The 934-nt window shown below is 63.2% G+C and carries 1 protein-coding gene; it reads left to right on the top strand.

Annotated elements, in window-relative coordinates; all coding sequences use genetic code 11:
* Nucleotides 1-934: AMP-binding protein (locus tag F1379_RS29480; RefSeq protein ID WP_150276045.1), on the top strand; the 934-nt coding region annotated here is incomplete at both ends.

Below are 934 nucleotides of genomic sequence, written 5' to 3' on the forward strand. Positions count from 1 at the left end.
TGACCTACGCGGAGCTGAACGCGCGGGCGAATCAGCTGGCATGGACGCTGCGCGGGCAAGGGGTGGGGCCGGAGTGTATCGTGGCCATCCTGATGGACCGCTCGGTGGAGATGATCGCCGGGATGCTCGGCATCCTGAAGGCCGGCGGGGCGTACCTGCCGATGGATCCGGATTATCCGGCCGAGCGCATCGCCTATACGCTGGCGGACAGCGGGGCGCAGTGGCTGGTAACGACTCGTGAGGTGGAGCTTCGGATGCCGGCGCTGCCGTTTGCGGGGTACCGGGTATATGTGGGGGAAGCGGATCTGATGCAGGCGGAGAACCCGCCGCAGGCGACACAGCCGGACGATCTGGCGTACGTGATCTATACCTCAGGGACGACGGGAAAGCCGAAAGGGACGATGATCACGCACCGGAACGTGGTGCGGCTGTTGTTCAATGACCGGATGGCGTTTGATTTCAACGATCGGGACGTGTGGACGATGTTCCACTCGTATTGCTTCGATTTCTCGGTATGGGAAATGTACGGCGCGCTGCTGTACGGCGGCAAGCTGGTCGTCGTGCCGCTGATGACGGCGAGAGACCCGGAGCAGATGTTGCGGCTGCTGCGGCAGGAGCGGGTAACGGTGCTGAACCAGACGCCGAGCGCGTTCTATGCGTTGTCGCAGCAGGAAATGGAAGAGGCGGACGCCGAGCTGAGCGTGCGGACCGTGATCTTTGGCGGGGAAGCGCTGGCGCCGGGGCAGCTGCGGGCCTGGAGCCGGAAGTATCCTCATACGGAATTGATCAACATGTACGGGATTACGGAAACGACCGTACACGTGACGTACAAGAAGCTGGGCGAGGCGGAGATCACCAGCGGGATCAGCAACATCGGCCAGCCGCTGCCGACGCTGCGGGCTTATATTCTGGGCGAAGGACAGCAGCTGCAGCC

Origin of the sequence: Paenibacillus tepidiphilus, assembly GCF_008635795.1 — a bacterium.
Classification (GTDB): Bacteria; Bacillota; Bacilli; order Paenibacillales; family Paenibacillaceae; genus Paenibacillus_AQ; species Paenibacillus_AQ tepidiphilus.